Annotated in this window: 26 protein-coding genes; 11 read left to right on the top strand and 15 right to left on the bottom strand. The window is 47.6% G+C overall.

Annotated features, from left to right (window positions below; translation table 11 throughout):
* Positions 1-24 precede the first annotated feature (24 nt).
* Both AB1L17_RS13175 and AB1L17_RS13170 read right to left on the bottom strand, forming a co-directional pair.
* Entirely contained in the window at positions 25-1515 is a 1491-nt protein-coding gene (locus tag AB1L17_RS13175; protein ID WP_412845292.1) for a sodium:solute symporter family protein, read from the bottom strand.
* Complete coding sequence (locus AB1L17_RS13170; protein WP_412845291.1) at positions 1512-1709, bottom strand: DUF3311 domain-containing protein; 198 nt, start codon at positions 1707-1709, stop codon at positions 1512-1514. The genes AB1L17_RS13175 and AB1L17_RS13170 overlap by 4 nt, the downstream gene beginning before the upstream one ends.
* A 156-nt stretch (positions 1710-1865) precedes the next feature.
* Between AB1L17_RS13170 and AB1L17_RS13165 the strand changes: the two genes are divergently transcribed.
* Both AB1L17_RS13165 and AB1L17_RS13160 read left to right on the top strand, forming a co-directional pair.
* On the top strand, positions 1866-3506 hold the full coding sequence (locus AB1L17_RS13165; protein ID WP_412845290.1) for a PucR family transcriptional regulator: 1641 nt from the start codon (positions 1866-1868) through the stop codon (positions 3504-3506).
* Between the two features lie 43 nt (positions 3507-3549).
* Entirely contained in the window at positions 3550-3744 is a 195-nt protein-coding gene (locus tag AB1L17_RS13160) for a hypothetical protein (RefSeq protein ID WP_412845289.1), read from the top strand.
* A 64-nt stretch (positions 3745-3808) separates the two neighbouring features.
* Here the strand turns inward: AB1L17_RS13160 and AB1L17_RS13155 are convergent, their stop codons facing one another.
* From AB1L17_RS13155 to AB1L17_RS13125, 7 genes are all read right to left on the bottom strand, one after another.
* On the bottom strand, positions 3809-5422 hold the full coding sequence (locus tag AB1L17_RS13155) for an ABC-F family ATP-binding cassette domain-containing protein (protein ID WP_412845288.1): 1614 nt from the start codon (positions 5420-5422) through the stop codon (positions 3809-3811).
* A 352-nt stretch (positions 5423-5774) separates the two neighbouring features.
* On the bottom strand, positions 5775-6896 hold the full coding sequence (locus AB1L17_RS13150) for a sulfate/molybdate ABC transporter ATP-binding protein (protein ID WP_412845287.1): 1122 nt from the start codon (positions 6894-6896) through the stop codon (positions 5775-5777).
* Positions 6893-7759, bottom strand: a complete 867-nt coding sequence (cysW, locus tag AB1L17_RS13145) for a sulfate ABC transporter permease subunit CysW (RefSeq protein ID WP_412845286.1) — start codon at positions 7757-7759, stop codon at positions 6893-6895. Before cysW ends, AB1L17_RS13150 begins: the two co-directional genes overlap by 4 nt.
* Before the next feature lie 12 nt (positions 7760-7771).
* On the bottom strand, positions 7772-8608 hold the full coding sequence (gene cysT, locus AB1L17_RS13140) for a sulfate ABC transporter permease subunit CysT (protein ID WP_412845285.1): 837 nt from the start codon (positions 8606-8608) through the stop codon (positions 7772-7774).
* 30 nt (positions 8609-8638) lie between these two features.
* Positions 8639-9700, bottom strand: a complete 1062-nt coding sequence (locus AB1L17_RS13135) for a sulfate ABC transporter substrate-binding protein (RefSeq protein WP_412845284.1) — start codon at positions 9698-9700, stop codon at positions 8639-8641.
* 236 nt (positions 9701-9936) lie between these two features.
* On the bottom strand, positions 9937-10302 hold the full coding sequence (locus AB1L17_RS13130) for a cytochrome-c oxidase (protein WP_412845283.1): 366 nt from the start codon (positions 10300-10302) through the stop codon (positions 9937-9939).
* A gap of 107 nt (positions 10303-10409) precedes the next feature.
* Positions 10410-11636, bottom strand: a complete 1227-nt coding sequence (locus AB1L17_RS13125; RefSeq protein WP_412845282.1) for an NAD(P)/FAD-dependent oxidoreductase — start codon at positions 11634-11636, stop codon at positions 10410-10412.
* Between the two features lie 152 nt (positions 11637-11788).
* On the opposite strand from AB1L17_RS13125, the gene AB1L17_RS13120 reads away from it, so the two are divergent.
* Positions 11789-12091: a DUF3846 domain-containing protein gene (locus AB1L17_RS13120; protein ID WP_412845281.1), complete on the top strand. Its 303-nt coding sequence runs from the start codon at positions 11789-11791 to the stop codon at positions 12089-12091.
* Positions 12092-12153: 62 nt separating this feature from the next.
* Here the strand turns inward: AB1L17_RS13120 and dut are convergent, their stop codons facing one another.
* Positions 12154-12690, bottom strand: coding sequence for a dUTP diphosphatase (gene dut / locus AB1L17_RS13115; protein WP_412845280.1), 537 nt, complete (start codon positions 12688-12690; stop codon positions 12154-12156).
* Between the two features lie 196 nt (positions 12691-12886).
* On the opposite strand from dut, the gene trhO reads away from it, so the two are divergent.
* The 3 genes from trhO to AB1L17_RS13100 all read left to right on the top strand — a co-directional run bounded on the left by trhO (position 12887) and on the right by AB1L17_RS13100 (position 15966).
* On the top strand, positions 12887-13831 hold the full coding sequence (gene trhO, locus AB1L17_RS13110) for an oxygen-dependent tRNA uridine(34) hydroxylase TrhO (RefSeq protein ID WP_412845279.1): 945 nt from the start codon (positions 12887-12889) through the stop codon (positions 13829-13831).
* 137 nt (positions 13832-13968) lie between these two features.
* On the top strand, positions 13969-15420 hold the full coding sequence (locus tag AB1L17_RS13105) for an amidase family protein (protein ID WP_412845278.1): 1452 nt from the start codon (positions 13969-13971) through the stop codon (positions 15418-15420).
* A gap of 15 nt (positions 15421-15435) precedes the next feature.
* Positions 15436-15966 (top strand): hypothetical protein, encoded by a 531-nt coding sequence (locus AB1L17_RS13100; RefSeq protein WP_412845277.1) that lies wholly within the window; start codon positions 15436-15438, stop codon positions 15964-15966.
* A 30-nt stretch (positions 15967-15996) separates the two neighbouring features.
* Here AB1L17_RS13100 and AB1L17_RS13095 read toward each other — a convergent pair whose 3' ends face one another.
* A complete protein-coding gene (locus AB1L17_RS13095) occupies positions 15997-16446 on the bottom strand; it encodes a hypothetical protein (protein WP_412845276.1) in 450 nt (149 codons plus the stop codon).
* A gap of 238 nt (positions 16447-16684) precedes the next feature.
* Between AB1L17_RS13095 and AB1L17_RS13090 the strand changes: the two genes are divergently transcribed.
* Both AB1L17_RS13090 and AB1L17_RS13085 read left to right on the top strand, forming a co-directional pair.
* Positions 16685-17431 carry a class I SAM-dependent methyltransferase gene (locus tag AB1L17_RS13090; RefSeq protein ID WP_412845275.1) on the top strand — a complete coding sequence of 249 codons (747 nt, stop codon included), beginning with the start codon at positions 16685-16687 and terminating at the stop codon, positions 17429-17431.
* 16 nt (positions 17432-17447) lie between these two features.
* On the top strand, positions 17448-17651 hold the full coding sequence (locus AB1L17_RS13085) for a hypothetical protein (RefSeq protein WP_412845274.1): 204 nt from the start codon (positions 17448-17450) through the stop codon (positions 17649-17651).
* A gap of 114 nt (positions 17652-17765) precedes the next feature.
* Here AB1L17_RS13085 and AB1L17_RS13080 read toward each other — a convergent pair whose 3' ends face one another.
* Positions 17766-18644 carry an alpha/beta fold hydrolase gene (locus AB1L17_RS13080; RefSeq protein WP_412845273.1) on the bottom strand — a complete coding sequence of 293 codons (879 nt, stop codon included), beginning with the start codon at positions 18642-18644 and terminating at the stop codon, positions 17766-17768.
* A gap of 236 nt (positions 18645-18880) precedes the next feature.
* A complete protein-coding gene (dsdA, locus tag AB1L17_RS13075) occupies positions 18881-20242 on the bottom strand; it encodes a D-serine ammonia-lyase (protein ID WP_412845272.1) in 1362 nt (453 codons plus the stop codon).
* 164 nt (positions 20243-20406) lie between these two features.
* Here dsdA and AB1L17_RS13070 point away from each other — a divergent pair, with 164 nt between their 5' ends.
* The 3 genes from AB1L17_RS13070 (at position 20407) to AB1L17_RS13060 (ending at position 22284) form a co-directional block, all read left to right on the top strand.
* The gene (locus AB1L17_RS13070) at positions 20407-20901 is read left to right on the top strand and encodes an NUDIX hydrolase (RefSeq protein WP_412845271.1); all 495 of its coding nucleotides are present in this window, start codon (positions 20407-20409) and stop codon (positions 20899-20901) included.
* 31 nt (positions 20902-20932) lie between these two features.
* On the top strand, positions 20933-21385 hold the full coding sequence (locus AB1L17_RS13065) for a GNAT family N-acetyltransferase (RefSeq protein ID WP_412845270.1): 453 nt from the start codon (positions 20933-20935) through the stop codon (positions 21383-21385).
* 98 nt (positions 21386-21483) lie between these two features.
* A complete protein-coding gene (locus tag AB1L17_RS13060) occupies positions 21484-22284 on the top strand; it encodes a VOC family protein (RefSeq protein ID WP_412845269.1) in 801 nt (266 codons plus the stop codon).
* Between the two features lie 62 nt (positions 22285-22346).
* On the opposite strand, the gene AB1L17_RS13055 is transcribed toward AB1L17_RS13060, so the two are convergent.
* The gene (locus AB1L17_RS13055) at positions 22347-23465 is read right to left on the bottom strand and encodes a YheC/YheD family endospore coat-associated protein (RefSeq protein WP_412845268.1); all 1119 of its coding nucleotides are present in this window, start codon (positions 23463-23465) and stop codon (positions 22347-22349) included.
* 60 nt (positions 23466-23525) lie between these two features.
* Positions 23526-24434: an RluA family pseudouridine synthase gene (locus AB1L17_RS13050; RefSeq protein WP_412845267.1), complete on the bottom strand. Its 909-nt coding sequence runs from the start codon at positions 24432-24434 to the stop codon at positions 23526-23528.
* Positions 24435-24450: the final 16 nt, after the last annotated feature.

Here is a 24450-nt window from a genome sequence, read left to right as displayed (position 1 = left end):
ACTTCCTCCTCTAGGAAACGTTTATTATAGTGTGGGTGTCCCTTCTGTGTTGGTCGCATGACGATTCAGTATGGGAAGGTTCCTCGTCACAAATGTCACAGCAAACATCACAACAAGATTGACTAGCAAAGCCACAACGCCAATATTCAAGTCTTTGATCACAGATGGCCAATTCGGGAACATCGTCGCAATCGTCACCTGGAAGATCGTCACATACGCAACGGTCGACACCCCACATAAGATCCCGGCGAATGCTCCGTATTTATTCACCCACGGCTGTGGGGAGAGACTGAAAAGCAATGCCGGAAATAGCTGAGTGACCAAGCTATAGCCCATCAATAGCAACGTAACGAGCGTATCTCCCCCACTCAACGTAAAGTAGAGCGAGATCAACGAGATGACAGGCACTAGACATTTGGCAATCCGGGCGATTTGTACATCCATTGTGTTTGGTGCCAGAACTTTATACACATTTTTCGCCAATAGCGTCGCTCCTGTCATCAGAAGCATCGAGCCTGGTACGAGTGCCGTCAGCAAGCCTGCTGCTCCAATGATCCCGACTACCCACGGATCGAAGGTTTGCAGGGAAAGTCGAAGCAAGGAAAGATCGCCATCTGCCCCTTTTAATCCAGGCACTTGTAGAATTGCAGTAAAACCGACAAAGAACACAAACAGCAGCATTAAGGTATAGAGCGGCAGCATGACCGTATTTTTGCGAAATACATTTTCATTTTTCGCCGAAAAAACAGAGCCGAACGTATGCGGCCACATGTAAAATCCGAATACCGTGACCAGCACCGTGGAGATGTACCAGGAGATGCTCAAGCCCTCTTCCGGGAACGTCAAGAAACCTGGATTGGAGGCTTGTACCGCTTCAAACATTGGCTGAATGCCCCCGTAGTAATGAAAGGGAAGGTAGAGACCAAGGAAGACTACGACAACGAAGATCATGATGTCTTTGATCGCAGCCGTCCATGCCGAACCGTGAATCCCTGAGATCATAACGTAAATCGTCACAGCAATGACCCCGAGCCAGATCGCCGCAGCGGGCGAGATGGAACCGTAGGAAGCTTCTGATACGATGATCCCCAAGCCTTTGAATTGCAGGACGAGGTAAGGAATAATCGCAATGACCCCTACCGCTGCCACCAAAATGCCGAGTAACGGACTCTTGTACTTGCTCACAAAGAAATCGGATTGGGAGACGAGCTTGTGTTCTTTGGCATACCGCCAGATCGGTGGCAGCAGCCAGTAGGAAATAACATATGCGAGGGAGATGTACGAGAGAACGTAATAGGATGGCGCCCCTTTGGAGTACGCCCAGCCACTTCCTCCCAAAAAGGTGAATGTCGTATAGATTTCGCCTGCTACCAGTAAGAAAATAAAGATCGAACCGAATCCTCTCCCCCCAACTGTCCACTGTTCCATGTTCATGTCTTTTCCTCGTTGTGCACGAATGCCGGAGTAGAAGGATAGCAGTAAAAACGCAAAAATGATGATCAGGGCGATATTCATGAGCGATCCTCCTTCGTGGCAGGGTCGATTTTGTTTAAGAACGCCATGATGACGGAGGTTAAGACGACCCAAAGGACGATCCAAAACAGGACAAACGGCATACCCAACACGTATGGCTCGACTCGATTCACAAACGGAATTCCTCCCAGCATCCCAATGAACGGCAGTACCCCAAGCCAATCCCTCGCTTTCATGCGACTCCCCCCAGTTTGCTCGTTTTGTCCCATTGCCTGTACACAGCATGGACATGTACATTAGTATTATCTAAAAATTCGATCATTTCCTTTGTTCACTTGGCTAGAAAACAGAGCAAGGTTTTGTACAGATAGCTAAAAGCTAGTAAAGGCGTGGTGAGCGTATTGATTACTGTCCGTGAGCTTATACAAGTCGGGGGCTTTGATGATTCGGCCGTACTTGCAGGTGAAGCATTTCTGGACAAGGAGCTGCTTGGCGTCACTTCGTTCGACTCTCCCGATGGCCACAGGTGGCTTCGTCCTGGTGAATTCGTCCTTACGACAGGCTTTCCGTTTCTTTCTCATCAAAAAACTTGTGCGAAGCGGCTGATTACGCTCATCGATGAACTGGTCGAAATCGGCACTCCCGGCCTTGCCGTCAAACTAGGGCGATACATCGAGGCTATTCCAGAAGACGTGATTACCCACGCAACCAAACACGCATTTCCGATTTTATCCTTTCCGATGGATAAAGCATGGTCAGATGTCATCGTCCCGGTTGTTCAATACATCAATGACAAGCAACGCATCGAACTGGACCGTACCCATGCCATATATGAAAGGTTTCATCACTACTTGACGGGAGGAGAACCGATCTCTACCTTGGCGGATTTACTGTTTGATATCCTTCACGCTCCCGTCTCTATCCAGGTTCCTCATCTCAAATGGAAATGGGATTCCTCCCCCACCCAGTTACCTGAAGACCTTTCATGGGACAAGCTCTATGGTCAGCGCGCTCCGGTTAGACTGACACATGAACCTCTTAGCAGACTGAATGAAGGTCCGCATATCCGCTGGCTGCTCCAAGACCAAATCGTGCAAGGAGCCATCGTCATTGGGCAGATTGAGCGAGATCTGTACACGTGGGAAAAGGTCGCCATCGAGCAAAGTGCCGCCCTCTTGTCACTGGAGATGCAGCGGCAACGGGCCATTCATGAGACTCTTCAACGTTTCCGCAACGATTTCTTGCAACAGCTCGTCACTGGGCAGATTCCTTCCTATGATGTGCTGATTCGAAAGACAAATGAAGTAGGCTGGGAAATTTCTGATCACTATATCGCGATGATCGTAAGCATCTCACCCCACGACAAAACAGGGATGGAAATTTGGCAAGAGAACCACTATCTGCTGGACGCATTGCGGAGCTTGGTTTCTTCAAACGAGGCGATTCTGTATGGATTGGATCAAGAAAATCGCGTTCTATTGCTCGTGCCTATGCCAGATCCAGTCTGTACGGAAACGATCCTGCAATGGCTGCATGAGCAGTGCTTGAAGCTCATCTCCACTAAGCTGCACCAGCCAGTTTTTGCAGGAATAGGGCGATTTCATCCGCATCGGGAAGGCATCGTCCGTAGTTATCGCGAAGCACTGATCAGCTTTCGAACAGCTCTACAATCTGTTAATTCAACGGTTGAACCTATGTTTTGCTTGAAAAGCTTTCACACCCTAGGGCTCGAACGAATTATGTATGCAGACGACCCTGCCACGGAAGCCCAAGCTTTCTCGGATGAATGTCTGGGAAAAATTCAAAGCTATGATCGCGAAAAAAATGGACAGCTCCTGCAAACCCTGCAAGTCTTTTTACAAGCAGATGGCAATTACACGGAAGCAGCACGTCGTTTGTTTGTCCATAAAAATACAATCAAATACCGCATACAGCTCATCCGGGAATGGACAGGATTAAATGCGGAAAACGGACACGATCAAATGCTTCTTCGCATAGCGATGACTGCACATGTCATTGGGCATCGCCCCTAATCTTGGTATAATAAAAGGGAAAGCCAGGTAGGAGGAACAGCAGATGAACGAGTGGTTGAACAAACCCGTGAAAACGATACAAAGACCGAAGAAACGAGGCACGGTAGAATACATAGATGATCAGTATATCGTCGTGTTCTTTACTTTGCCGCGAAAAGAGCGCGTCATTTTTTCGAGTAAGGAAGCATTCCTCAGTAAGGTAGAGTTCGTAGAAGACACCACTTCTTCGCCATCATGAGAAAAAGCCCTTGAACTTCAGCACGGTTTGTGCGAAGCCAAGGGCTTTTTTATGTGTATCAAGCTTACGCGTAATGCTCTGCCTGCAGGCGCTTGATTTCATCGCTATCCAGGTACTCGTCATACGTCATCATCTTATCAATGACACCCTTCGGCGTGAACTCAATGATCCGGTTCGCAATCGTTTGTACGAACTGGTGGTCATGAGATACGAACAGAAGTGTACCGTCGAAGTCAATCAAGCCGTTGTTCAGAGCAGTAATAGATTCTAGATCCAAGTGGTTCGTCGGTTCGTCCATGATCAATACGTTGGCACTAGCCAGCATCATCTTGGACAGCATGCAGCGAACCTTTTCTCCCCCGGACAATACGTTCGCTTTTTTCAGCGCTTCATCTCCAGAGAACAGCATGCGACCAAGGAATCCACGAATGAATGTCTCGTCTTGATCTTTGGAGTATTGGCGCAGCCAGTCAACGAGGCTTAAGTCCGAACTGAAGTATTCCGCGTTGTCTTTCGGGAAGTACGCTTGGGAAGTCGTAACGCCCCATTCGAAAGAACCGCTGTCAGGTTGAACTTCACCCATCAAAATTTGGAAGAAGGTCGTTTTTGCCAGCTCATTCGGTCCAACAAAAGCAACTTTGTCCCCTTTGTTAATGGTGAGGTGGAGGTTTTCAAACAGCTTTTCGCCTTCAACCGTTTTGCTCAAGCCTTCGATTGCTACGAGGTTTTTACCCGCTTCACGCTCTGGCTTGAAGTTGATGAACGGATACTTACGGCTGGATGGACGAATGTCATCCAACGTAATTTTCTCCAACAGCTTTTTACGCGAAGTCGCCTGCTTGGACTTGGAAGCATTGGCGGAGAAACGCGCGATAAACTCTTGCAGTTCCTTCATTTTTTCTTCTTTCTTCTTATTCTGATCACGAACCATTTTCAGTGCCAATTGGCTGGATTCGTACCAGAAATCGTAGTTACCTACGTACATTTGAATCTTACCGAAGTCGATATCCGCGATGTGCGTGCAAACCTTGTTCAGGAAGTGACGGTCATGGGATACGACGATAACGGTGTTTTCATAGTCTGCCAGGAAATTCTCCAACCAGCGAATCGACTCGATGTCCAAGTGGTTCGTCGGCTCATCCAACAGCAGGATGTGTGGATTACCGAACAGCGCTTGAGCCAACAGAACACGCACCTTCTCTGAACCAGAGAGGTCCTTCATCAGCTTGTCGTGAAGGTCAGTCGAGATACCCAAACCGATCAGCAAGCTAGCCGCATCTGCTTCCGCCATCCAGCCGTTCAGCTCTTCGAATTCTCCCTCTAATTGGGACGCGCGATTGCCGTCCTCTTCAGAGAAATCTTCTTTCATGTAAAGAGCGGTTTTCTCTTCCATGATTTGGAACAGGCGCTCATGACCCATAATAACTGTTTTCAACACTTCGTACTCGTCGAATTCAAAGTGGTTCTGCTTTAATACAGCGATACGCTCGCCCGGTGTCACCGAAACGTGACCGCTCGTCGGCTCGATCTCTCCGGAGAGGATCTTTACGAAGGTAGACTTCCCTGCACCGTTCGCACCGATGAGGCCGTAACAGTTACCCGGGGTAAACTTAATGGATACATCTTCAAACAGTGCGCGCTTGCCGTAGCGCAGCGTCACGTTCTGAGTGCTTATCATCGTCGCAATACCTGCCTTTTTTGAATCGTTCAAACACTTATCTTACCAGAGATGACCTCATTTTGCAAAAGATAAACGTTTTGTGTCCCAGCAAAAAATACCTGATTCATGAAATTGATTTTGGCAGGGAAAACTACCAGGGCAATCCAGTGGGAAGGAGGCGTAAGAATTGTCCAAGCACAATGGTGTCAAAAATGAGATGGGAAAGAAAGAAAACCCGTCACAAACAAGGACTTCCAACACAATCAGCAAAGAACAGACACGTTCAAAGCAACGTGGTGAGTAAACTGTCAACGTCACTCAAAAACCGGCCTGCAACCTATGCAGACCGGTTTATTTGCGATCGTTATAATCAAACACTTACCTGCAACGGAATGAGTGCAGGAGTATGTGTCTGGAGAGGCTGTGACTCCACATAGATCGAAACATTGTGTAAGGTCACATAAACGGTACTTTGCTCTTCTACATTCAATTCCATAAACCGCTGCCTGCTCATCTCGGCCTCGAACACCTCATCTGTGTCTAAACGCTTCAGGTCTAGGCGAACGATCGGACCCAAGAGTGAAATATGGTTGATCTGGGCTTGAACGGATCTGGCAGATGTACCCTCCGGCGGACGTAACGAAATCTCTACGTCATGAGGCCGCATGTATCCTACAGCAGGAGCCTCCACCGCTTTATCCTTCCAATCTGTCTCGAACTCCGCCTCACCCAGCTTGATTTTGCCATTTTGGATTCGTCCGTGAAACAGATTCACCCGCCCCAAAAAGCTGTAGACGAACGGATTTGCCGGATGATGATAGATTTCTTCGGGCGAGCCAACCTGTTCGACTCGCCCTTCATTCATCACGACGACCTGATCAGCCAACTCCATCGCTTCTTCCTGATCGTGCGTCACGAACAAGATGGTCAGGCCGAGCTTCGCGTGAAGATGACGGAGCCAACGACGCAGCTCCTGCCTCACTTTCGTATCCAAAGCGCCAAACGGTTCATCCAACAGCAAAAATTTTGGTTCAACAGCCAACGCTCTCGCCAATGCAACACGCTGGCGCTGTCCACCCGATAGCTGAGAAGGATAGCGATGTGCCAGACCATCTAGCTGAACGAGCTTCAACAGCGAATGAACCTTTTCACGAATTTCTTCCTTACTCGGTCGCGTTTTGCGGGATCGCACTGACAGCCCAAACGCAATGTTGTCAAAAATATTCATATGCCGAAACAGAGCGTAATGCTGAAAAACAAAACCAACCTGCCGTTCGCGTACATCGCGGTTCGTATTATCCTCTCCGTGAAAGAGGATGCTCCCCTCCTGCGGTTGCTCGAGTCCAGCGATGAGACGCAAGAGCGTCGTCTTTCCCGATCCAGAAGGCCCGAGAAGAGCTACGAGCTCGCCTTCCGGGATTTGCAGGTTCACATTTTTCAGCGCCGTAAAGCTTTTGTACGACTTCGTAATGTTCACTACCTCGATACTCATCCGGCTCTCTCTCCTGACACGTCGTAGTGTTGTTCCTCATCCAGCTTTTCTTGCCGCTCGGTCTTCCATTCGATCAAGCTTTTCAGAATGAGTGTCACCAATGCTAAGGCGGCAAGCAAGGTGGCTACCGCAAAGGCAGCAGCGAATTGATATTCGTTGTAGAGAATCTCCACATGCAACGGGAGTGTATTGGTCATGCCACGGATATGACCGGAAACGACGGATACCGCTCCGAACTCACCCATCGCGCGGGCATTACACAAAATGACCCCGTACAGCAGCCCCCATTTTACGTTTGGCAACGTGACGCGTAAAAATGTTTTCCAACCGCTTGCCCCGAGCGAGACTGCCGCTTCCTCTTCGTCCCTCCCCTGCGCTTCCATGACCGGAATCAATTCGCGAGCGACGAAGGGAAAGGTAACAAAGGTCGTCGCGAGCACAATACCCGGAACCGCAAAAATAATTTTCAAATCCCATACCGCAAGCAAGGGCGCCGCCACACCTTGACTCCCAAACAAGAGAACAAAGATGAGGCCCGCAATTACTGGAGACACGGCAAATGGCAAGTCTATCAAGGTAAGCAGCACATTTTTACCCGGGAACGAAAACTTGGCAATGGCCCACGCAGCCGCGATCCCGAACGTCACATTCAGCGGCACGCTAATGGCAGCGACAAGCAAGGTGAGTTTGACAGCGGATAACGTCTCCTCATCTGTAATGGACGCCATGAACACTTCTGCCCCTTGCCGAAACGCTTCTGTAAATACAGCAACAAGCGGCAGGATCAAAAACAAGCCGAGGAAGAGCAAGGCCACGATAATTAGTGTCCATCGGATATAGGCCGGCTCCGTCAAATGCTTCATACGTGATACCTCCTAACGGGCCGCATCGAATTTATTAATTTTCCATTGCAAGTAGTTGATAACCAGAAGCATGACAAAGGAGGCCACTAGCATGACCGTTGCAATTGCCGTAGCACCCGCATAGTCAAACTGCTCCAGCTTGGTCATAATCAAGAGCGGTACAATTTCCGTCTTCAACGGCATGTTTCCAGAGATGAAAACGACGGAGCCATACTCTCCAAGTGCTCTGGCAAACGCGAGCGCAAAGCCCGTAATGATTGCCGGTAGCAGATGAGGCAGAACCACACGCCAAAATGTATTCCATCGAGTAGCTCCCAACGTAGCAGCCGCTTCTTCCATTTGCATATCCCAATCTTGCAGGACAGGCTGGACGGTTCTGACGACAAACGGAAGACCGATGAACGTTAGTGCAACCCATATACCAATGGGGGTGTACGCTACCTTGATCCCCCACTCCGCCAGGTACTGCCCGATCCAGCCATTTTCCGCGTAGATAGAAGTCAGGGCAATCCCGCCTACAGCGGTAGGCAAAGCAAATGGCAGATCAACAATGCCGTCAATGATCCGCTTCCCTACAAACTGATAGCGAACCAAGACCCATGCTACCAAGACACCGAACACCGCATTGACACAAGCCGCAAAAAAAGAAGTCATAATACTCACACGAATGGAAGCAAGGACCCGCGTATCCATGATCGTCCCAATGAAATGATCCAAGCTCATGGTCGAAGCCTTTAAAAACAAGACAGACAGAGGGATCAGCACCAGAAGACTCAGGTAGACGATTGTATAGCCCATGGTCATGCCAAAGCCTGGCAAAAACCCTCTGTTGCTCAGTGATTTTCTCATGAAGGTAACTCCTCTGAGGAAAATGTAGGTCTATGGTTTATAAAGTTGATCGAAGACGCCTTGATCAGCAAAATGGGTCTTTTGTGCTTTGGTCCAACCGCCAAACAACTCATCGATGGTAAACATTTTGATTTCAGGAAATGCGGGTGTATGTGCTTGGAGCACTTCCTGCGAACGAGGGCGGTAGTAATGCTTGGCTGCGAGCTCTTGACCTTTTTTGGTATACAGGAACTGAAGGTAAGCTTCTGCGACTTCTTTCGTCTTGTGCTTCTCTGTGTATTTGTTGACGATGGTAACAGGAGGTTCAGCCAACATGCTTATGGATGGATTCACGATCTCAAACTTGTCTTTTCCTAATTCATTTACAGCGAGATACGCTTCATTTTCCCACGCAATCAGCACATCCCCGATGCCACGCTCGACAAAAGTAGTGGTCGAGCCACGCGCTCCAGAATCGAGGACGGGTACGTTTTTAAACAATTGCGATACGAATTCCTGTGCCTTCGCTTCATCTCCCCCATTTGTCTTAAGTGCATAGCCCCAGGCAGCCAAGTAATTCCATCTGGCCCCTCCTGACGTTTTCGGATTCGGTGTAATGACGGAAATACCAGGCTTGATCAAATCATCCCAATCTTTGATTTGCTTCGGATTGCCTTTCCGCACGAGAAACACAATGGTGGAGGTGTACGGCGAGCTGTTATCTGCGAGCTTCTTTTGCCAATCGGCAGGTATTAGGCCACGTTCGGCAATGGCATCAATATCATAAGCGAGGGCAAGGGTGACTACATCTGCTTCCAAACCATCGATGACGGAGCGGGATTGCTTGCCTGAACCGCCATGTGATTGCTTAATATTCACCGTTTGACCAGTCTTTTGTTGCCACTCTAAGGCAAATTCCTTGTTGATATCTTGGTAAAACTCACGCGTCGGATCGTAGGAAACATTGAGTAGCTCTACCGTTGAGCTGCTGCCCGCTGCTCCATTACCTGTTTCTGTTGGTGCAGCAGCCGAGCAGCCTGCCATAGCAGCTGCCAAAGCAAAGATTCCTACGCGTTGCAGGATTGTGTGGACCTTGCCTTTCGTGGTTTTCATACAGCTCACCCTCACTCCTCTTTTAATCTATAGTATTTTACTCGGAATACTCTGTTATTGAAGATTATACCTGCCTTTTTATTCCTGTCAACGATATTTCCATCTACCCTATGCTGGGCAGGTAGGCCACGTTCAAATGTTACTTGCCCACCCAGCAAATTTGGGCTCGCTTGTTCTCCCTTTTTCAAAAAAAATAAGCCTTCCCATTGTTGGGAAAGCCCTCATGTAATCCAGTACTATTGAATTTGTTTCCATAAATTAATCACATACAACAGGATGCCTACAACGAGTCCGATCGAACCGACTATCACCCCGATCACCAAGGACTCTTGGCCCAACAAAATCATGAAGAACAAAGAGCCTTGCATGACCGGCAAGAAGATGTTATGCAACCAGAAATGACAGGATGCCAGCTTCGTATTCGCTGCGTGTGGATAAAGGTAATAAATCAGTCCCATAATGGCCATCGAAACCCATCCGAGCAAGTTAAGATGGACGTGTACAGATGTGTATGCGAAATTTTTCGTAATGCCCATGATGAGTCCCAAGACGACAGCCACCAGGAAATAAAACGCGGCAATTTTTAAGAAACGAACCGCCATTTTCATTCACCTCCTCTCCACATAACTTATTTTGGGATGGAGGCGATCAGTACTCATGAAAGAAACGGACCAGCTATTATTCTGGTCCGTTTCTCCTGTTTATTTGATTAGATGGTGGTACTGGCATACTTCATTCTGTCAAATGCAAAAAGATTAGCGTCTGGATGGTTTCCTTTGATGATCAGATCACTGATAATCTGTCCACCGATCGTGGAATAGACGGTTCCGTTTCCTCCGTATCCAAGCGTGAACAAGCAGTGAGGATAGCCCTCCTGTTCGCCAAAAAGAGGTAATCCGTCATGCGTCCCAACAAAAGTCGCACCCCAATAATACTCAGCCCGCATTGGAATTTGCGGAAATAACTCTTGAATCTTTGCCAGCAATTGATCCCGCTTCATCAGACTGGAAGCGTCACTTTTTTTCAGGTCATTTAATGGCTCATCCAATCCACCGACTATGATTCTTCCTTCCGGACACGTGCGGATATACAAATAGGGACGGGCTGTTTCCCAAATTAAGCATGCTTTTGGCCAGCCGATTAGTGCATCGACTCGATTGGTCACGATTGAAAAGGAGCTCGAAATCACGGCATTGGCATTGCGCTTCATGGACTGTGCTTCGTATCCAGTGGCAAACACTGCGTGCCTGCATTTTATTGTGTGACCACCTTTGGTATAGACCAAGAGTCCATCGTCCTGCACTTTTTGATGAACGACCTCCGTGTTTTCAAATACTCGCATGCCTTTTCTCACGGAATGAGCAATAACACCATTAGCAAACTTGTACGGATTGATCTCCGCATCTCCCTTGGAATAAATAGCCCCTGCCTTGGAAAACGAGAATTGCTTCTCCACATCTGCTCGCTCGAAATACGTGACTGGAAATCCGTGTTTCTTCAATAACTGATACTCCGTCCGCAAGGTCTCAGCATCTGTAGGTTCACTGGCGTAATACAAGCAGTCACGCCTTATGTAATCCGGGGATAGCTCTAATGCACCAGAGATTTTTTCCAATTCGTCAACAGCTTGCCTAGTCAACTCGTAAAAGCGAACCCCTTTTTGCTCACCAAATGAATGAATACAACCGGTCAACGTTTTATCGTTGAATATTTGCAGCAAACCAGTGTTGGCGCTGCTGCTGCCGCCACTCACCCGGCCTTTTTCTACAAGGATAACATCCACATCATGCTGCTTCAGATAATAGGATACGAGTGCACCCGCCTCACCGCCGCCAATGATCACGACATCGCACTTTACGTCCTCCGTTAGAGAGGGGTATCGAGGTGGGGCTGGCAATGTTTCTGGCCAATACAGTTTTCCGTTCACGAAATTCATCAGCATGTCCCCTCAGGCTGAAAGTATCAAAAAGTGGGCCCTAACTTACATTCTCAACCATAGGATAACCAACACTCCTGCAAGCATCCGTTCCCCTATCGCACAATTCATCGGTTATACGTTATGATGGGTGACAGAAGGAGTGATTGCGCTTGACTACTGTATACGTAAAGCTGCCGCATGAACATGCAGTTGTTCGAGAAATTGCCGAGACGGATGAATTACATGAGCTGGTGGGTGGTGATTATGAAGTAGTGGAAGATGACCACCTGGAGGGTATCTCCCTTGTGGTAAATGAAGATGCTCGCGGGGTACAAGCTAACAATTTTCCCATAACATCAGACGGTTATTTAGACTGGGTCTATGGACCTTGCGTATTTGTCAAAGCTGATGGACGATCGCTTACGGATGAAGACCTTTCCCGCATTGACCAGTTTTTATCCACGAAAGGATAAGGAAGTACACAAAACAATGACCCCTGACTTGTCAGGGGTCTTGCCTATTCGATCACGAAAAATTAGCTCTTAATACCGCTGCTTCCGAAGCCGCCTGCTCCTCTTTCTGTTTCATCGAGCTCATCTACAACCTCAAATTGTGCGACAGGAACGATTGCAATCACGCCTTGTGCAATTCGGTCCCCTTTTTTGATCAGGTAGCTGTGTGCATCAACCTCTTGTTCAACAGCAACCTCGTTTTCGCTTGCGCCCAGACAAACCTTGCCGCTTTTTCCGGAAGCCGTACGAATGTTGTCGATCAGTACACATACTTCTCCGCGGTAACCTGCATCAACTGTTCCGGGTGCATTGGACAAACGCAGCTTCGTTTTTGCACTAATCCCAGAGCGTGGGCGTACTTGCAATTCGAATCCCTCTGGAAGCGCGAAAGCCAAGCCCGTTGGAACTTTTGCAGATTGTCCAGGTGCAATCAAAGTATCCTCTACCGCTACCAGGTCGAAGCCCGCGTCCATTGCTCTCGCGTACGCTGGGATCACTGCGTCTTGGTGGAGCTTTTTAATTTTCACCTGTGTAACCAGGCGTTCATTTGTCATGTTCATGTAGATGTCTCTCCTCTATAGCCTGTCAACTGAATTCCTATCATAGTGTACAGGATGCGACTACATCCAGCAAGAAGCACCATTTTTCATAGAAACCTCACAAATCCCTTTCTTTTTCAGCGCTTTTAACATTGGAATGTGATATAATCACCGTTGCATCTAAAATCACAATTGAAAAGAAAGGTGGAATTGTACCTTGCAAGTACAAAAACCATATCGCATTTTGTTGTATTACAAGTATACTCCTATTGAAAATTATGAGGAGTACGCAGCCGAGCACTTGCAATTTTGCAAGGATAACGGGCTGAAAGGGCGAATTATCGTAGCTCCGGAAGGCATTAATGGAACCGTATCCGGTACGATTGAACAAACCGACGCCTACATGGAATATATGCGAAAAGATCCACGTTTTAGTGATATGTGGTTTAAAATAGATGAGTCGGAAGAGCATGCGTTCAAAAAAATGTTTGTGCGCCCGAAACAGGAGCTCGTAACCTGGCGTTTGGAAGAAGATGTGAATCCGAACGAACTAGTCGGTACCTATCTGAAACCAAAAGAATGGTACGAAATGATGCAGGAAGAAGACGTCGTGATCCTCGACGGTCGCAACTACTACGAATACGATTTGGGACATTTCCGTGGTGCGATTCGCCCTGAAGTGGATTCATCCCGTGAGTTCCCAGAGTGGATTCGTGAAAACATGAGCCAGTTCAAGGATAAAAAAGTCCTCACCTACTGCACGGGCGGTATTCGTTGCGAAAAGCTGACAGGTATACTGCTGCAACAAGGCTTTGAAAATGTTTACCATCTTGAGGGCGGAATTGTGACCTATGGAAAAGATCCGGAAGTCAAAGGTCGCCTGTGGGATGGAAAATGCTACGTGTTTGACGAGCGCATCTCCGTGCCGATCAACCATACAGAAGAAGATGTCGTGATTGGACGCTGCCATTACTGCGGTACTGTTGAGGACCGCTATCTCAACTGCGCAAACCCATTCTGCAACAAGCAGCACTTCTGCTGCCCAGAATGCGAAACAAAATTCAAGCGTTCTTGCTCCGATGAATGCCGCGAGCATCCTCGCAACCGTTACGTAGAAGCGGAAGAAAAAGCGAAGCTGCAGGCTGCTGGATCGAACGCATAACCTTATACAGGACTAACAAGCTGATTCTCTCGTAGAGTCAGCTTGTTTTTATTAGTCAAGAGCATACCCTCCTTCTCTCCTCTCCCTGAATTTGGTAATATAATAAAAATCAAATCATTCAAAAAAGGAGATTACTTATGTCTTTGATTCATGAAACGAGCATTCTCGAATGGCAAGCTGCAATGACGAATGGAACTACGACCTCACGTGAACTGACTCTCGCCTTTTTACAGCGGATTGCCACCTACGATAAACAAGGAATTCGAATCAATGCCATTTGTGAGCTGAATCCAGATGCGATAGCGATTGCAGAGTCGCTGGATCGGGAGCGAGCTGTGTCAGGCAGTCGCGGGCCTCTCCACGGTATTCCCGTACTGATCAAGGATAACATTGCCACATCAGACAAAATGCACACGTCTGCCGGTGCTCTTGCCTTAGCGGATTCGTTTGCCTCTGCGGATTCATTCATCGCGACAAGACTTCGAGAAGCTGGTGCTGTCATTTTAGGGAAAACGAATCTAACCGAATGGGCAAACTTCGTCTCCAATGACATGCCCGATGGCTACAGCTCGCGCGGTGGACAAGTATTGAACCCATACGGTCCTGGTGTATTCGATGTAGGCGGTTCTAGTTCTGGATCAGCTGCAGCGATTGCCGCGGGATTTGCCGTCGTCGCTGTCGGTACAGAGACTTCCGGGTCCATTCTCCATCCAGCGGAACAGAACTCGCTCGTCGGGATCAAGCCTACTGTAGGCTTAATCAGCCGCTCGGGCATCATCCCGATTTCTCACAGCCAAGACACAGCTGGACCGATGACGCGTACCGTGACAGATGCCGCTATTTTACTTGGAGCCCTTACTGGTGTAGATACGAATGATCCCGTCACCGGGAAAAGCGAGGGTCTGGCACATACTGATTACCTCCCCTTCCTCGATGTAAATGGATTGAGGGATGCGCGCATCGGCGTTGTACGCTCCAGTTTTTTGGCTGAGTGTGTAGGCGAAGAAATCTCCTTGTATGAAGCAGCTATTGAAAAGCTCAAAGAGGCTGGCGCAACTGTGATAGATTCCGTCACCATTCCCACAGAAAATGCCGAGTGGGACAGACATGTTCTGGTGCATGAATTCAAGGTTGGTGTAAATGCGTACTTAAAAACCTTACCAGCCTCCTACCCGATCCGCTCCTTACAGGATGTCATTGCTTTTAATCGGGCAAATGAGGAACAAGCCCTTCTCTATGGGCAAGAGTTGCTGGAAGAATCCGAGCAAACAAGTGGTACGCTGACAGAGCCGGAGTATCTGGCTAATCGCCTGTTCGATTTGGAAATGTCACAGAAACAAGGCCTTGATGCTGTCATGAAGGAACACGAGCTTGATGCCCTGTTGTTCCCCGGCAGCACTGGCTACTCGATTCCAGCAAAAGCTGGGTACCCATCGATAACCGTCCCTGCTGGCTATACATCAACTGGCAAGCCATTTGGCATCATGCTAACCGGACTCGCTTTCCAGGAACCGACTCTCATTCGCTTGGCCTATGCATATGAGCAAGCCAGTCGTCTGCGTGTTCCACCGAATATGCCGATAGCGTAGGAAGAAAGGAACCAAATGATGGATCGATACTACTTTCTGCTTCTTGGAACAGCTATCCCCTACAAACACCTAAACAAAATCGTTCGCAAATTCAACAATTACTATGAAAGAGCCAGTCCAGAAAGACAGCAGCAGTTTGTAGAAATTGTCCCAGAATACCACATCCGTCGGTTTTATGATCCACTCCCTTACTCGATGCAGATGACAGGTGTCATGGTAGAACCCGCGTATTTGAACAGATTTTTAGAGATCATAAGCAGGTTAAACTTCACGTTCATCCTATGTCACTATCGTCACGGTCACTTGGAAACGACGCTTGATGGTATCGAGTATCGCGTTACGTCCTACCGCTCTTTAGAAGATGTCGTATACCTGACATTCGAATATGAAGAAGAAATAGACGGGAGATTCGCTGATAAGCTACTCACCCTCCCCCTCGAAAAACAGGTTGCCTCTGCTCCGGGAATTAAAACGAGAGAAGAATATCAGCATCTGCTTGATACATGGGTAAGAGAAGTCCTCGCCTACCCAGCAAAAAACGCATGAGACCATTTTGGCCCATGCGTTTTTCTCTGCTTACATTGTATTGGTTTCTTGCTCCGCTTTGCCGAGTCGGTCCTGGAACAGCTTGCTCATTTGACCGATATCGACTTCCCATTCATTATCCTTGTAATAGACCGTTGCTTTGGTCTCTCCCTTTTTGCCCACGATACGAATGCTAGTCGTCTTCACTTCATAGGTGCCATCCGGCTGAAACGAAATATCGGCATCCTTTAGCTCTTTGTCTAGTACCGGCGTAATCGTCTTGTCGATTACTTCCTGAGTAGCCACGGCTGCTTGACGTCCCATCTGGATCACTTCTTCAGGGCTGAATTGGAAAAACAACACGAGCACAACACCGATAATAGCAACAAGCGAGATGATCCGAATGATGCTTCGTACCATCCATTGGGCTGCAATGATAACGACTATGATACCTAGCGCAATCGGCCAGTAGTCTTTGATCAGTTGAAGTATTTGGTCCACGTTTATCCCTCCTTCGATTTCAGTCTCGCCAAAAAATACCGAAACCTAATCTTCTTACAGCAAAAAACCGTCACAGCAAAGCGGACGGAATCGCGGAAATGGGTGGTCTCTCACTTATTCTCGTTCAAAAGGCAAACTCCTGCTCTCATTTTCAATCCTTTTAAACGAATCTTGACATAATATTCATTTTTTATCCATAATAGGAATCCGACAAAATAATGGAAACGGGTGGTACTCGATGAAACAAAATCTATATGATCAAACGGATTTTTACAAGGACTATCAAAAAATCCGTCTGTCCGGTGAATCCGAGAATGACATTATCGAACAGCCTGCTTTTCGTGCGTGCCTCCCCTCTCTAAAAGGCTTGCGTGTTCTCGACCTGGGATGTGGCGGCGGACAATTTGCCAGGTACTGTGTAGAACAAGGAGCGTGTGAAGTGACGGGAGTCGACCTCTCCCACAACATGCTTGCGTATGCGCAGACCAATAACAGCCATGAGAACATTCAATACCTCCAAGGTTCATTGGAGGACATTGAGCTTGCGGACAACGAATACGACCTCATTACCAGCTCCCTCGTCATGGACTATGTACGTGACTATGAGCATGTGGTCAAAAAGATAAGTCGTGCCCTGCGCAACGGAGGGCATTTCGTATACTCCACGCTGCATCCGCATATCACCGCCCGCAAAGAGGTTGAAGGCTGGGTGCGTGATAAGGCAGGCAATAAGCATTTTTGGCCTTTGGATAATTACTTGGAGGATGGAGAACGAGAAATGAACATGGTCAACGGGAGAAAGGCACTTTTTTATCATCGTTCCATGTCTACTGCCGTCAACACGTTAATTCAAGCAGGGCTTACCTTACAAGAGATCATCGAGCCAACCTGCACACCAGAAGGATTACTTTTGCAGCCCCATCAAATTTCTGAAGTAAGAAGGCCGACGTTTATTATTTTCAAGACACAGAAGACTCTTTCTTAAAGGAAGGGAACTAACCATGAATCTGTCCATATGTGCCCAAGCAAACCTGGCTGATAAAGCCTATGTAAAAGAGAAGATGATTGCGTTTAATTACATGCATTTTCCTGATCACTTAAAAGGCAGGTACCAAGAAGTAAATCTGTATTTGAAGAACGCTGAAGGGCAAATCTTTGGTGGAATCGTAGGAGAAATTTGCTGGAACTGGTTAGAGTTGCGGTGAGATTCAAAACGCCGGTGGATTTACCCACTATTATTTAAAGAAGAACATGGATTCCAGCTACGAAAAGCCCGGTGAATAAATCGGGCTTTTCGTAGTTGCGATGAATACTTGAGCTTAATCGTAATGAGCTTCTAGAAATTGTTTCATCTCAACGTTTATGAGTCGTAGATGTTCCTCATCGGGAAAATGTCCCATATCAAAGGCTGTGAAAGTTTGGTTAGAGAGTAGTTCTTTCACAGCTTCCCTCAAGCGGCTTTCAGGGAAAAAAACATCCTTTTTTCCAGCGATAACGAGGGTTGGCGCATGGTATTGCATCAATTCCTTCTTCTCGGTCAATTTTGGCATATCGTGTTCAAGTTTAACATGCCTAAAGATATCGGCTATAATCTGTTGGTCTACTTTTTTCATGTGATGATCAGACATGATGCCCGTAATGTAATCTACATGTTTTTCTTTCGAAGTGGCATTGAACAACAATAGAGGAAGCAATATTTCCTTGATCATCTTTACCTTCGAACCAAGCCGCATTCCCGCTGGGGATACCAATATCGAACAGTCAATCTTTTGCGGCATATACGAAGCGAGCCTTAGAATGATACCTCCACCAAAGGATGGACCGACAAACGCACATCGTTGAATACCGAAATGATCCATCAGTTCCAGGGTCCAGCGAGCGAAACTATCATCCTGCCCTGACATCCTGGTCTCATCACTGAATCCAGGATGCCCGAGCGTATCCGGTGCATACACGCGATACTTTTCCAACAATGATGAGAACCACGATAGTGTCATCGGATTGATGCAATTTCCACCTTGAAATATAATCAATGGCTTGCCCACTACTGGCCCCGCGACAAGTACGTGGGTTTTTCCAAAGCTTGTCTCGACATAGTTTCGTTCCACTTCGAAGTTTAATAAATCGATGTAAGCCTCATAGTGCTGTGCGATCTTTCTTTTTCCTTCTTCGCTTTTATAGATGCTTCCCTTGCCCATCGTTCTCCTCCCCGCTCCGGTTGCTAAGTAGGACAACTAAACCTTTATTTGTTTACATAACTTTTATTATGTATCCTGAAAACGGGAACCAAATACAAGAGAGCAAACTTTTTGGTCAGCGTTGGGTATGCAAACAAAAGCTGAAGCGTCTCTTGTTTGCAAATGACTGATGCTTTCAAGTTTTCCATCCACATCATAAAATCTGACTCAGTCGTATTGAGAGAGGTTGCACCTCTTTATTTTCCTTGGGTTTCCAGACCTTTCGCATAGTACACTTCCTGGATGTTCTCCGGCACCATACTTCCACCAGTCGCCCATACAATGTGGGTTGCCTTTTGCATTTTTTCCGTTAGACCTTGCTTTTCCAAATAGTAACGTCCTGCCTCTTGCTGAAACAATCGAACAGGTCCTGGCATGCCAGCCAATGCAGATGGCTCCAATCGAATGGATTCGTGATCACGCAGCGCACGCAACAAGGCGTATAGCTCCTCGTCAGCCACTGTAAACACGCCACTCAGCAGGTCCTCCATCCGTTTTCCTACAAAACGGGAAGGACGACCAACTGCCAGACCATCCGCCTCTGTCTTGTTGTCGATGCCGAAATCTTGAACGGATACCCGATCATGCAGCCCAGTCATTAAGCCGAGCAGCATGCACGGAGAATGCGTTGGTTCCGCAAAAAAGCAATGGACATTGTCACCGTAGACGAGCTTCAAGCCATACGCAACTCCGCCAGGTCCTCCACCAACGCCGCATGGAAGATAGACAAACAGAGGGTGGTCTTCATCAACGGTAATTTGCTGTTCTTCTAGCTGTTTTTTCAATCGCTTGGCTGCTACAGCATAGCCGAGGAATAAACGCTTGGAGTTCTCATCATCGATGAAATAGCAGTTCGGATCTGCTTCTGCCTGCTTCCTGCCCTCTTCCACTGCTTTTCCGTAATCCGATAAGTATTCAACAACTTGGACCCCTTTTTCCCGTAACAAGTCCTTTTTCCACGCTTTGGCGTCCGCTGACATGTGGACAGTGACTTGAAAACCGAGCTTCGCGCTAATAATCCCGATGCTCAAGCCGAGATTGCCTGTTGAGCCTACCGCAATGGAATAACGGGAAAACAGCTCCCGAAACTCGTCTGAAGCAAAGAGCGAATAATCACTGTCCGGCTGCAGCATGTGATGCTTTCGGGCCAATTCTTCTGCATGCGCCAGCACCTCGTAGATACCACCCCTTGCTTTGATGGAACCAGCGATAGGCAAGTGGCTGTCGCACTTTAGCCATAGATCGCCCGGAATATCCAGCTCATAGCGAGACCCCATGTAGTTTTTCATCTTATTGATCAGAACAATTGGTGACTCGATCAAGCCACCCGCTTCTCTCGTCTCGGGAAAAGCCTCTTGAATAAAGGAGCCAAAACGCCGCAAGCGTTCTTCTGCATCCTTGACCTCCTCCGGCGTAACTGAAAAGGTAACTTTTGCGATCTCGTCATAGCTGGGGTTCGTCCAGAACACTTCATCCATCTCCATCATTTTGTGCAGGAGTGGATATCTTGTTTTCCATTCCTCGATTCGTAACCCTTCCACTTTTTCATTGTGTACCATCTTGAACGAGACCCCCTCTTCTTAGTTCCACTCATCCCTATCATTATAACGAAATATTACGAAACTTCGATTTAAAAACAAACAAAAATAACTGTAGCAGGAACGCATTTGATACAATGATCATGTTGAAAAAGACCACCGTACCAAAAAAGGAATGTGATAACATGTTTCGCTATACCATATGCTTTCTCAAACATAGAAATGGAATGCTCATGCTGAATCGCAATAAATCACCGTTGATGGGGCTATGGAATGGCGTAGGTGGAAAGCTAGAGCCAAATGAGACGCCTCTGGCCAGCGTCCTTCGCGAGATTCGGGAAGAAACCGGGATTCGCCTGGAAACCGCTTGCTACAAAGGAATTGTCTCTTGGGTAGTCGATGGTAATCACACTGGCGGTATATATGCATTTCTTACTTATCTTCCAGATGACTGGGAACGTTCACTCACTCCTCAGGTAGTGGAAGAAGGCATACTCGACTGGAAAGAGCTAGCATGGATCTTGGACCCGGAAAATGCTGGCGTACCAGAAAATCTTCCGATGTTTTTGCCATACATGCTGGAAAAAGAAGAGCCTTGTCAGCATTTATTCACCTACGAAAATAACCGGATTGTCCGCTATGACACAGAACCCCTGCCAAAACCGGTAACCACTCGCTAATAAACACTCATGTATCGGAGGAGAAACAGCAATGGAAATTCGCAAGCTCGCAGAACAAGAACAGCCACCTATGGAATTATTGTTAGCAGCAGACCCTTCCGTAAGATTAGTGGAAGAGTATTTACAAAGAGGTCGCTGCTTTGTTGCTGTTTTGGAGGAGAGCATCGTAGGCGTCTATGTCTTGATCCCTACTCGACCAGATACGATTGAACTGGTCAATGTCGCAGTTGATGAAGCACACCAAGGGAAGGGCTTCGGCAAAAAGCTCGTGCTGCACGCTATTGAGATAGCCAAATCTCTCGGTTACAAAACGATCGAGGTCGGCACGGGGAACTCTAGTGTGGGTCAGCTCGCCCTTTATCAAAAGTGTGGCTTTCGCATGACTTGGATTGATCGTGATTTTTTCTTGCGGCACTACGAGGAAGAGATTTACGAAAACGGCATTCAGGTCATAGATATGGTTCGACTCTCTCAAGATATTTGAGAATATGGTCTAGAAACAGTGCTATCCATTTGAGTATACATAATTTATATTATGTTACCTTTTTAAGGTTCACCATTTTTGAGGAAAGGTGATGCCAGATGATTACACATTTTTCCAAATTGACCTTACAAACTGTTTCCATCCAAGGAGTACAGCAGGTTTATGCTGATCGGCTTGGCTTTCCCATTTCGTTTCAATCCAACAAACAAATCACCTTCCAGGTCACACCGCATTTTCAATTAGCCTTTGAAGAAGCCTATGAGCCCATCTCCCCCGCTCATATTGCATTTCAGGTGCCGTATACTTTATTTTATGAATCGGCAAAAAAGATCAAGGAATCTGGTCTTCTAATCGTTCAATGGGAAGATGGTCATGACATAGATCAGGAGAAACAGCGGTTGAACTTATATTTCCGAGATGGAGACGGGAATCTGCTTGAGATCATTGCCCATGATTATGTGTTAGAAAATGTCATGGAGCCGTCCACTCCTCTTCACATTATGTATTTACGAGAAGTTGGCTGCCCAGTTGAAAGTGTACCTGTTTTTACGCAATGGCTCAAATCGAATATCGGCTTGAAAACAATCGAGGATGGTGACATTTTTAACTTCGTCATGGGTGGAACGGCACATATCGTAGCCACCTGGAAAAATAGACCCTGGATTCCCATCGCAATGAAAGCGTTGCCACCGAAAATGCATGTCACATTTGGAACATCGGATAAAACATTTCTGCAAAAAATGCGGAGGCGCTTTGAAAAGAGCAATGTCTTATTTCATTCGGATGACCATGAGCTTACGTTTGTCCGGGAGGGATACTCTTTTTCTGTCGTCCACACCCCCGACTTCTCCCCTGACATTCCGAGCCAATTGCAATTACCGCTTTCCATTCAGTCTTAGCAAAAACAGCGGCAGTCGAGGACTCAGACGATGTCCCTGACTGCCGCTGTTCACCTTCTGCATTATCCTCTAGCGACCTTCCTTTTCAACAGTGGCTCCCGTCCTTCGCGTCCTTGTGTTTTGGCAAGGTAGATGGCGTATTCAAGCGGGCGAGTTACGGCGTTCTTGTACTGCTCGGTTGCTCCCATTTCCCGGAATATTTCCCTTGCCGGTTTGGGATTCACTTCAATCAGCCAAGCACGCCCTTCTACATCGATTCCAATATCCAGCCCAAATTCAACCATGCGCCCAAAATGATCCTCTAGCGTTTCCGCTGTTTGATAAGCAAGCTGTTCACAGTCGCGCACGATCTGCGCAGTTCGATCTTCCCCAAATCTCGGTCGAAGAAACACAGCAACAGGGATAGCCTTACCGCCGCCATGCAGATTGGAGGTTGCACTACGCTCTGGACCTACGCGGATACCATGACCCGTAATGCTCCACTCGCCTTCCCCGTTCTTCTGAATCAAAAGACGCATGTCTACTGCACGCGAGGGAACCAGCTGAAGACGCAGACCTTGCTGTACGATGTACTTCTCCCGTCTCGTCCAACGATCTACCCAACGCTGCGCCGAGGATATTTCCTTCAATACCGCCTGGACCTTCGCCCTTTGCTTGTCACGGCCGAGCAGCCGAAGCTCTTCACCACGTTTTTCAATGGACAAGATGTTTCGTCCGCCCGTCCCATTTAGTGGCTTCACGTACAGTAATGGATGTTTGCCCAGCATTTTGACCAGGCTTTGCCGATTATACAGATGGGTCTCTGGTAGCCAGCGATGCATTCTGGGGTCGCGATGCAGCACCTCATGCACGCGCCATTTATTAGCCAGTCGGTTGTTGGCGTACAAAAAATTGCTCGTACGCCGGAATGCCACGTAATTCTTAAACGCCTGCGTAGGTGTATAACGGTATCGGTCAAATACAGCGTCTGGACGGTCAAAAATCCGTGCTTGCCACCCTCCATTGCTCCCCCGTACATACCCTCTTACCTGCTTGCCTGATCCCAGCACATCGCTTGGTGAAAATAGGAAAACGGTACAGCCCAGTTCTTGTCCAGCCTTGAGTAATCGCCGAAAATAGGTCGGCTCGGCAAATCTTTTGCCTTCCCGCCAAGTCAAGATGCCGATGATGGGTCGTTTCACTAGGACCACCCTCTCTCGTTTCCTCCTTGGCAGTTTATTCAGCCCGTAGTCAAATGGCGCTTACCGCAGCTTTTTTTCCAAGTGAAACAAATCGAGTGGCAACGGGGCCGTCACCTCAATGACTTCTCCCCCGAATGGATGCTCGAACTTCAGTACTTCAGCGTGGAGCGCTTGTCTCTTGATGAGTTCGCGCTTGCCGCCATACAGCTCGTCCCCCAAGAGCGGGTGCCCTATATGACTAAAGTGAACGCGAATTTGATGCGTTCTCCCCGTCTCCAATTGGCATTCTACTTTCGTAGCTGTCGGATAGCGCTCTTTGACCTGGTAATGGGTAATCGCTGGATCTCCGTTTGGTGAGACCCTTCTGCGCGTCCCATGATTCCGATCTTTACCAATGGGCTCATTGATTTTCCCACGATCCTTGGACATTTGTCCCGAAACAAACGCGACATATGTACGTTTAATTGTACGCTCGCGCAGCATTTCATCTAAAAGGGCAGAAGCCCAGGCATGCTTCGCGTACAACACGACTCCTGAGGTATCCTGATCCAGTCGATGTACATGGCGAACTTTTGCTTCCAAGCCCGTTCGGAAAAAATGTCCCGAAACAAGATGATCCAATGTCACATGATGATATCGTTCAGTCGGATGCAGCAGAAGACCCACCGGCTTATTCACGATGAGCAAATGATCATCCTCATATAAAATATCCGGGGCTTCACTCACTGGATCGAGTCCCAATGGTTCAGGCTTGCACATCCGCAGGCGAATTTCCTGTCCTGCTTTTCCGAGAGTGTGCTGCGCGACAGGTGCACCATCAAGCAGTACTTCCTTGTATTGAAATAAAAGATGGACCTGCTTGCGAGGCAGCTTCCACTCTTCTCGCAGCAGGTTCCCAATCGGAATGGCATCGTCTTTGTCTCGCAAGAGAGCGACGAGCCATTCGCCTTCTTTTTTCATGAATAACATTTCTGTCTATCTCCCT

Source organism: Brevibacillus jepli (assembly GCF_047229145.1).
Taxonomy (GTDB): Bacteria; Bacillota; Bacilli; order Brevibacillales; family Brevibacillaceae; genus Brevibacillus.
This window is presented reverse-complemented; position numbering and strand designations above follow the sequence as displayed.